The sequence below is a fragment of the Streptomyces sp. NRRL B-24572 genome (genome assembly GCF_002156145.1).
GTDB classification, from domain to species: domain Bacteria; phylum Actinomycetota; class Actinomycetes; order Streptomycetales; family Streptomycetaceae; genus Streptomyces; species Streptomyces vietnamensis.
Genome location: NZ_MWIG01000302.1, coordinates 1 through 7,949, shown reverse-complemented (window position 1 = coordinate 7,949; position 7,949 = coordinate 1). Strand labels below are relative to the sequence as shown.

10 protein-coding genes and 1 pseudogene are annotated in these 7,949 nt (G+C 72.0%); 7 read left to right on the top strand and 4 right to left on the bottom strand.

From position 1 onward, the window contains the following. The 6 genes from CCN56_RS44660 to CCN56_RS18950 form a co-directional block, all read left to right on the top strand. A partial coding sequence (locus CCN56_RS44660; RefSeq protein ID WP_373412870.1) for an alpha/beta fold hydrolase occupies positions 1-139 on the top strand: 139 nt, incomplete at its 5' end. 136 nt (positions 140-275) lie between these two features. Then, positions 276-1,502 (top strand): FG-GAP-like repeat-containing protein, encoded by a 1,227-nt coding sequence (locus tag CCN56_RS18970; protein ID WP_086828355.1) that lies wholly within the window; start codon positions 276-278, stop codon positions 1,500-1,502. 72 nt (positions 1,503-1,574) lie between these two features. Then, positions 1,575-2,801, top strand: a complete 1,227-nt coding sequence (locus tag CCN56_RS18965) for an FG-GAP-like repeat-containing protein (protein ID WP_086828353.1) — start codon at positions 1,575-1,577, stop codon at positions 2,799-2,801. 228 nt (positions 2,802-3,029) lie between these two features. Beyond that, complete coding sequence (locus CCN56_RS18960; RefSeq protein ID WP_086828351.1) at positions 3,030-3,239, top strand: hypothetical protein; 210 nt, start codon at positions 3,030-3,032, stop codon at positions 3,237-3,239. 96 nt (positions 3,240-3,335) lie between these two features. Then, positions 3,336-3,863 (top strand): DUF6232 family protein, encoded by a 528-nt coding sequence (locus CCN56_RS18955; protein WP_086828350.1) that lies wholly within the window; start codon positions 3,336-3,338, stop codon positions 3,861-3,863. Further along, entirely contained in the window at positions 3,860-4,225 is a 366-nt protein-coding gene (locus tag CCN56_RS18950) for a hypothetical protein (RefSeq protein ID WP_086828348.1), read from the top strand. The genes CCN56_RS18955 and CCN56_RS18950 overlap by 4 nt, the downstream gene beginning before the upstream one ends. Before the next feature lie 4 nt (positions 4,226-4,229). On the opposite strand, the gene CCN56_RS18945 is transcribed toward CCN56_RS18950, so the two are convergent. From CCN56_RS18945 to CCN56_RS18935, 3 genes are all read right to left on the bottom strand, one after another. Further along, complete coding sequence (locus CCN56_RS18945; protein WP_086828347.1) at positions 4,230-4,775, bottom strand: GNAT family N-acetyltransferase; 546 nt, start codon at positions 4,773-4,775, stop codon at positions 4,230-4,232. Between the two features lie 82 nt (positions 4,776-4,857). After that, positions 4,858-5,364: an SMI1/KNR4 family protein gene (locus CCN56_RS18940; protein ID WP_086828345.1), complete on the bottom strand. Its 507-nt coding sequence runs from the start codon at positions 5,362-5,364 to the stop codon at positions 4,858-4,860. A 23-nt stretch (positions 5,365-5,387) separates the two neighbouring features. Further along, entirely contained in the window at positions 5,388-5,942 is a 555-nt protein-coding gene (locus CCN56_RS18935) for a GNAT family N-acetyltransferase (RefSeq protein ID WP_086828343.1), read from the bottom strand. Between the two features lie 72 nt (positions 5,943-6,014). Between CCN56_RS18935 and CCN56_RS18930 the strand changes: the two genes are divergently transcribed. Next, positions 6,015-6,947, top strand: a complete 933-nt coding sequence (locus tag CCN56_RS18930) for an aminoglycoside phosphotransferase family protein (RefSeq protein WP_086828357.1) — start codon at positions 6,015-6,017, stop codon at positions 6,945-6,947. On the opposite strand, the pseudogene CCN56_RS18925 reads toward CCN56_RS18930, so the two are convergent. After that, positions 6,934-7,949 (bottom strand): annotated as a pseudogene (locus CCN56_RS18925) (transporter); the annotation flags it as partial. The gene CCN56_RS18930 and the pseudogene CCN56_RS18925 sit on opposite strands and share 14 nt — an antisense overlap.

The window sequence follows — 7,949 nt, the reverse complement described above, 5'->3', positions numbered from 1 at the left end:
GGCCCAGGAGATGGTCCGGGTGCTGCCCCACGGGGCGTACGCGGAGATCCCCGACGCGGGCCACCTCCTCCACTACACCCACCCGGAGGCCTGGAGCGAGGCGGTCGAGCCCTTCCTGAACGGCGTGCTCACTCCCTGACCGCACCCTCGAACACCCCGCGGGGAGGGGCCTTCCGGAAACGGGGCCCCTCCGGCGAGGTGGGGGACCCGGCACGGTACGGTCCCTCTCACGGCGCGTCGAGCAGCACGTCTCCGCGCCGGTTGGAGGGAACTCGATGCGCATTTCCATGCTGCGGCGCGTGGCCACGGTGGCCACGACGCTGGGGCTCACCTCGCTCGGCCTCTTCGGCGCGGGCGTGGCGCCGGCGCAGGCCGCGATCAGCGACTGCCCGTCCGGCTACTTCTGTGCCTGGAAGACGGACAACGGCACCGGCTCCATGTACAAGACGAACGTGAACACGGCGACGCTCGGGACCTGGGACAACACGTTCCGTTCCGTCGTCAACCGCACGAGCAGGATCGCCTGCCTGTACGACGGCGCGAACTACGACGACACCAACGGCGCCGGCGTGATCGACCCCAGCCCCTCGGGCAGCGAGTGGGGCGGCCCCGGCAGCAACTCGGTCAGCTCGCTGAAGTTCGTCCTCACCGAGCGCGAGTGCGTCCTGCCCGCGTACCCGGAGTGGCACGCGGCCACCGCCCCCAAGGCGGCGGGTTTCGGCGACCTGAACGCCGACAAGAAGTCGGACGTCCTCGTCCGCGACAAGGCCGGGCGCCTGTGGTTCCTGCCCGGCGACGGCACGGGCAAGCTCGTCGGTGCCGGCGGCTGGAACGTCATGAACGCCCTCACCCGCCACGGTGACTTCACCGGCGACGGCCGCGAGGACGTCATCGCCCGCGAGGGCTCCACCGGCAAGCTGTGGCTCTACCCGGGCACGGGCACGGGCGCCGTCGGCTCGCGCCAGCTGATCGGCTCGGGCGGCTGGAACGCCATGGACAAGCTCACCGCCTTCGGTGACCTGACCGCCGACGGCCGCTCGGACCTCCTCGCCATCGAGAAGTCCACGGGCAAGCTGTGGCTGTACCCGGGCACCTCGACGGGAGCCCTGGGCGCGCGCAAGCTGCTCGGCGCGGGCGGCTGGACCGCCATGAACGCCCTGGTCGCCGCCGGTGACCTGAACGGCGACGGCAAGGCCGACCTGGTCGCCCGCGAGGGCTCCACGGGCAAGCTGTACTTCTACCCGGCCACCGCCACCGGCACCCTCGGCTCGCGCGTCCTGATCGGCTCCGGCGGTTGGAACGTCATGGCCTCGTTCCTCGCGGTCGGCGACTTCAACGCCGACGGCCGCAACGACCTGGCCACCATCACCAACAGCAGCTACTCCAACGCCGCTTGCAGCGGTGTGGGCTGCCTGGTCCTGTACACGGGCAAGGGCACGGGCGCGTTCAACGCGGGTTCCCCGGAGGACGCCAACTGGTGGGGCCTGAACGGCGCGTTCTGATCCACAGCGTGAACTGAAGACCGTGCGCGAGGGGGCGTGCCCCCTCGCGCACGGTCATGGGGAGGGGAGAAAATGGGTAAGGCAATGAGACGAGGCCTGGCATCGCTGCTGGGCCTGGCGGCCCTGGGCGCGCTCGGCACGGCGACGGCCGCGCCCGCGCAGGCCGCGATCAGCGACTGCCCGTCCGGCTACTTCTGCGCCTGGAAGACGGACAACGGCACCGGCTCCATGTACAAGACGAACGTGGACAGGGCGACCCTCGGGACCTGGGACAACACGTTCCGCTCGGTCGTCAACCACACGAACAAGTACCTCTGCCTGTACGACGGCCAGAACTACACCGCCTCCGCGGGTCCCAGCGTGCTGCCGCCCGACCCGGCGGGCACCGAGTGGGGCGGCCCCGGCAGCAACTCGGTCAGCTCGATCAAGCTCGTCCCCACCGAGCGCGAGTGCGTGGGGACCGCGTACCCGGAGTGGCACGCGGCCACCGCCCCCAAGGCGGCCGGCTTCGGCGACCTGAACGCCGACAGGAGGTCGGACGTCCTGGCCCGGGACGAGGCGGGCCGTCTGTGGTTCCTGCCCGGTGACGGCACGGGCAGGCTCGTCGGTGCCGGCGGCTGGGGTGCGATGAACGCCCTCACCCGGCACGGCGACTTCACCGGTGACGGCCGCGAGGACGTCATCGCCCGCGAGTCGGCCACGGGCAAGCTGTGGCTCTACCCGGGCACCGGCACGGGAGCCCTCGGCAGCCGCAAGCTGATCGGCTCCGGCGGCTGGAACGGCATGAGCAGGATCACCGCGTACGGTGACCTGACCGGCGACGGCCGCTCCGACCTGCTCGCGGTCGAGCCGTCCACGGGCAAGCTCTGGGCCTACCCCGGCACGTCCGCCGGCACCCTGGGCGCGCGCAGGCTCATCGGCTCGGGCGGCTGGAACGCGATGAACGCGCTGGTCGCGCCGGGCGACATGAACGGCAACGGCAAGGCCGATCTGATCGCCCGCGAGGGGGCCACGGGCAAGCTCTGGTTCTACCCGGGCACCGGCACCGGCGGCTTCGGCGCACGCGTCCTGATCGGTTCCGGCGGCTGGAACGTCATGGCCTCGTTCCTCGCGGTCGGCGACTTCGGCGGGGACGGCCTCAACGACCTGGCCACCGTCACCACCAGCGCGTACAACGGCGAGGGCTGCCAGGGAGTGGGCTGCCTGGTCCTCTACAGCGGCAAGGGCACGGGCGCGCTCAACCCGGGCCTCCCGGAGAGCTGGGAAGTCAACTGGGCGCACCTGCGCGGCACGTTCTGATCCGGTGAGCAGCGAGTGAGGGTCTCCACCCCGACGGGTGGAGACCCTTCACGTCGTCCGGGCCCGAATCGACAGAGACGGTGATCGGCGAGACGACGGAAGGAGCCGAGGTCCCTCGGGGCCACCACGGACGGGGTGGCAGCCGTACGAGGACGGGGCCGTGGACGGCCCTGCCCGCTCCCTCGGAAATCTCCTCGGCTGACGGTCTCGTCGCTGCTGCTCGGGTCGGTGGCGCTCACCACGAGTACGGCACGGGCGGTTCCCTCCGCCGACTGCACGCTGGTGGAAAGCCCGGCGACGCCGGGCAAGTTCGACATCGGGGGCAAGGGGTGGAAGCCAGGGAAAACCGTCCTCGTCGTAAGCGCCGACAAGCTCGACTCCGCTTCCATACAGGCGAATGCCGATGACGAAATCATGATGGGCATCGCCACCGCATGAACTCCCTTGTCCGATGGGCGATTTGGGTTGCCGATCAGGGCGTTCGCGAGGATCCTTCGTGCTAGGTCGAGGTGGGTCGGGCGCAGGGGGATCCGTATGGCCAGACGCAAGGTCACCGTCGTCGAGCTCAGCAAGCGGGTGCTCTGGGTCGGCGCGGAGGCGTATCCCCTCAACAACATCGCCCGGGCGACCACGGTCAGGATCAAACCCGAGCGCGCGAAGGCGGTGGGCCGCTTCCTGCAGTCCACCGTGGTCCTCGCGGTGCTGGTGGCGGGGGCGCTCCTCGTCCTCCGGAAGGCGGAGCTGTCCGGCTCGGACCGGGAGCAGTACGAGCAGGGGGTGATGATCACCGCGTACGTACTGGCCGGGCTCTTCCTGCTCAAACTGCTGAGCGTCCTGCTGACCAGGACCTACTACGCCCTGGTCATCGAGACGGCCGGCCCGCCCAGGACCGCGCTGGTCACCACCGACCGGGAGCTGGTGCAGAGCCTCGTCCGGCAGATCATGGCGGCGATCGACAACCCCCAGGCGTACTTCAAGCAGAGCGTCACCAACTACTACGGCCAGGTCGGCGACAACTTCAAGGTGTTCGGCAGCGGCAACACGGGGAAGGTGGGCAGGTGACCGGGGACGGGAACGACCACGAGCGCGGCACGACCAACTACTACGGCCAGGTCGGCGACAACTTCCAGGTCTACGGCACCCACAACACCGGCAAGGTCGGGCAGCAGTACAACGCCCCGCAGGACCCGCGGGCCGCACTCCAGGAGCTGGTCGACCTGGTCATCGCGCTGCGCGAGCGGGTCCCGGAGGGCGACCGCGAGGTCCTCGAAGCCTCGCTGGACACCCTCACCGAGGACGCCCCGGAACGCGGCGCCTTCCGGCGGGCCCTCGGCGGCATCTCCGGCGTGGCCGCGCTGGTCGGCGAGGTCGGCGCGCCGGTCGCACAGGCCGTGACGCGGGTGATCCAGCTCTTCGGGATGTGAGGCGTCAGCTCGACGGCGTGGCCGGCTTCCAGTCCTGGGCGAGGAGGCCGAGCAGCACCTCGTCGAGGAACTCGCCGAGCACCCAGGCGGAGGACCGCAGCACGCCCTCGCGGGCGAAGCCGTTGCGCTCGGCGGCGCGCAGCATCGCGTGGTTGTCCTCCAGCGTCTCGATCTGCAGCCGGTGCAGGCCGCGCACGACGAAGCCGTAGTGGCAGAGGGTCGCGACGACGTCGGTGCCGTAGCCCTTGCCGCGGGCGGCCGGCAGCAGCCCGAGACCGATGTGCGCGCCCCGGTTGTGGGTGTCGATGCCCCACAGGGTCGCGGAGCCGATGAGCGTGCCGCCCTCCAACTCCACTATGGAGAAAGGGACGTTCCGCTCGTTGGTGTCGTCCACCACGAGCCGCGGGTCGTCCGAGCCGGGCGTGATCGGCCGCCACGGCCCGGGATCGGCCCGCGAGCCGTTGACCACGTCGTCGAAGAGCTCGGTCCGCAGGATCGGGATGTCGTCCTCGTGCCGGGCCCGGAGCCCGACCTTGGTGCCTCTCAGCATGAAGGCTTCCTACCCGACCGGATTCACCGACTGCAAACCATTAAGGAAGTTGCTCCCCCCATGGCGAACTTCCTCAGCCCCCTCAGTCCTGGCCGTCGTCGAACGCCGCCGCCGCCGTCAGCCCCTCGACGAACGTCCGGAAGTCCCCGGCCAGGGGCAGCTCCGTCTCGGCCTCGACGTCGAACCAGGTGACGGTCGGCTCCCCGTCCGGCCCGCATGCCCGGTAGTCGAGCGCGATCCACGTATGACCGTCGCCGGAGAGCAGGACGAGGGGGGACGGCAGGCCCCACTCCTCGATCAGGTGGGCCGAGTCGAGGACCGACAGGTGGTCGTCCTCGCCGATGCCCATCAGGACGTCGAACGGGACGTGGTCGGCGCTCCACGAGGTCGGTTCGTCCGTGGGACACGCGTCCCACGACTCCGCCACGACACCGCCGTCGCGGACCCGCAGGAGCTCCAGCAGCGCCGCCGGCAGACGGACGCCGAGCCGCTGCTCGGCGTCGCGTACGACCGCGTCCGTCAGCGTGGACCGGCCCTCGCGAGGGCCCTCGTCCCAGAACGTCGCCTTCACCTCGTCGAATCGCGTCACCCGCGCATCCTGGGGAACGGCGTTCACCGGCTGAGGCGCCAGACCTGGTCCTCGCCCGTCTCCGCCGGGGCCGTGGGCTCGTGGGGGCGGCGGAGGTGGGTGGTGAAGCCGAGGCGGGCGGGGACGGCGCCGCTGGCGTGGTTGGCGACGTCGTGGACGACCTCGACGGCGGCGACACCGGGCAGGCGGAACGCCTCCTCGACGAGCGCGCGGGCGGCGCGCGTGGCGACGCCCCGACCGGTGGTGGAGGGATGCAGCCAGTACCCGAGCTCGACGGTGTCGTCGGGGGTGTCCTCGTGCCGGTGCAGCCCGGTGGAGCCGACGATGGCCCCGTCGAGCACGATCGCGTAGCTGTACGCCTCGCCGCTCGCCCACTGCTCCGCCCGCCCGGCCAGGAACTGCGCGGTCCTCTCGCGGCTGTGCTCGGCGACCCACGGCATCCACGGCCGCAGGTGCTCCAGCGACTCCTCGATGACCTGGAAGAACTCCGGCAGGTCCGCCTCGGCCTCGAACGTGCGCAGGGCGAGTCCGTCTTCGAGCTCGATGCGGGGCCGGGGCGCGTGCTGTGAAAGGTCCATGCGGGGAGGATCGATCGCACGGGCCCTGCGGAGCAAGGGATTTCAGCGGGGCGCCGGTGGATGATCGGACCCATGGACATCGACGAGAGCCTCGTACGCGCGCTGCTCCGCGACCAGCACCCCGACCTCGCCGAGCTGCCGATCCGGCCGGTCCCGGGTGGCTGGGACAACCAACTGTGGCGTCTAGGCGACGAGTTGGCCGTACGGATGCCCCGTACCGAGCGGGCCCCGGCCCTGCTCCGCAAGGAGCACCGCTGGCTGCCCGTCCTGGCGCCGCTGCTCCCGCTGCCCGTGCCCGTTCCCGTACGCACCGGGGAGCCTTCCGACCGCTTCCCCCGGACCTGGACGGTCGCCCGCTGGGTCCCGGGCGAGCCGAGCGACGCCGTCCCCGTCACACGCGGCGACCACGCGGCCGAGGCCCTGGCCGGCTTCCTGCGGGCGCTCCACCGCGAGGTACCCGAGGACGCCCCCGCCAACCCGGACCGGGGCGTGCCCCTCGCGGACTTCGCGGCCGGGTTCGAGGCGGGGTTCCCGCTGCTCGCCGAACACGCCGACCCCGGGGCCGTACGGAGCATGTGGGAGGACGCCCTCGCGGCCCCCGTCTGGCAGGGCCCGCCGCTGTGGCTGCACGGGGACCTGCACCCGGCGAACGTCGTCGTCGCGGACGGCACCCTCGCCGGTGTGGTGGACTTCGGCGAGGTCTGCGCGGGCGACCCGGCCACCGACCTCTCGGCCGCGTGGCTGCTCCTTCCGGAGGGCGCGGCCGACCGGTTCTTCCGGACGTACGCGCGCGTGGACGACGCCACGTACGGCAACGGCCACGCGCGCGTGGACGACGCCACCGTCCGCCGCGCCCGGGGCTGGGCCCTGCTCCGCGCGGCCGGTCTCATCGACATCGGCCGCGCGGGCGATCGCGGCCTCCCGGGCGGCAAGCCGACCTGGGGCCCGGCCGGCCGCGCCGCCCTCGCGCGCGTGCTGGCGAACCAGGGGGTCACCCCTTGCTGACCGCCGCCAGGATCTCCGGCAGGCGCTTCGCCGCGCGCGGCGCCGCCAGCTTGAGGCCCGCTAGGATCAGCAGCGCGCCGTAGAGCAGACCGGCCGGGAGCAGGAGCCACAGCAGCGACTGCTGATCGGAGACGTGGAGGTAGACCGTCGCGGCGATCAGCGGGGAGCACAGGACGCCGGACGTGACCATGCCGCCGAAGATCGAGAGCCAGGCCAGCCCGGCCTGCCCCGGCGCGACGTTCTTGTAGCCGCTGTCCTGGGGGATCGAGTACGGGAAGTTCGCCGAGGTCACCGCGCCCGTCCCGACCATCGCGCCGAGCAGGCCGAGCGCCAGGCCGAGGGCCTCGGGGAGCTTCGCCCAGTCGCCGAGGACACCGGCCGTCACGCCCGTCACGAGCACCGTGAACGGCAGCGTGATCGTCAGCAGCGCCAGGGCCCGTGACCGGAGTTCGGCGTACGCGTCGGCCGCCGTCGAGATGGTTTGCGCGACCATCCAGAACGCCGAGGTGTCCTGACCGAACTGGTTGTACATCAGCATGCCGAGCATGCCGGAGGAGAAGCACGCGAAGTAGACCGAGCCCGCGCCCTGGAAGGCGTTGAACAGGGGGACGATCAGGCCGATGGCCAGCGAGGTCACCCACGCGGCCTTCGTCTTCGGATCGCGCCAGATGTACCGCAGGCTGCGCTCCATCACCGTGCCCGTGCGTCCGCCCGGCAGGAGCCGGGCGAGCAGCCCCGAGTCGGCCTTGTCGCGGGCGCCCGCGTCCGGGGCCGCGCCGATCGTGGAGCCGTCCGGCTCGACCATCAGCCGCACCAGGCTCCGCCGCCACCAGTGCACGAGCGCCGCGAGGGCGGCCGCCGTGAGCAGCAGCCGGGCCGCCGCCACCGCGTAGTCGCCCCGGCTCGCGGAGTCGACCGCGCCGATCGCGGCGGCCGGCGGCAGCCAGCCGACGACGGCCGAGGCCGGTTCGAGGGACTCCAGGCCGCCGGCCCGGCCGAGGC

Bases quoted from the DNA above. Each gene is read 5' to 3' on its own strand.
- CCN56_RS18970 (WP_086828355.1), top strand. From the start codon at position 276: ATGCGCATTTCCATGCTGCGGCGCGTGGCCACGGTGGCCACGACGCTG.
- CCN56_RS18965 (WP_086828353.1), top strand. From the start codon at position 1,575: ATGGGTAAGGCAATGAGACGAGGCCTGGCATCGCTGCTGGGCCTGGCG.
- CCN56_RS18955 (WP_086828350.1), top strand. From the start codon at position 3,336: ATGGCCAGACGCAAGGTCACCGTCGTCGAGCTCAGCAAGCGGGTGCTC.
- CCN56_RS18945 (WP_086828347.1), bottom strand. From the start codon at position 4,775: ATGCTGAGAGGCACCAAGGTCGGGCTCCGGGCCCGGCACGAGGACGAC.
- CCN56_RS18935 (WP_086828343.1), bottom strand. From the start codon at position 5,942: ATGGACCTTTCACAGCACGCGCCCCGGCCCCGCATCGAGCTCGAAGAC.
- CCN56_RS18930 (WP_086828357.1), top strand. From the start codon at position 6,015: ATGGACATCGACGAGAGCCTCGTACGCGCGCTGCTCCGCGACCAGCAC.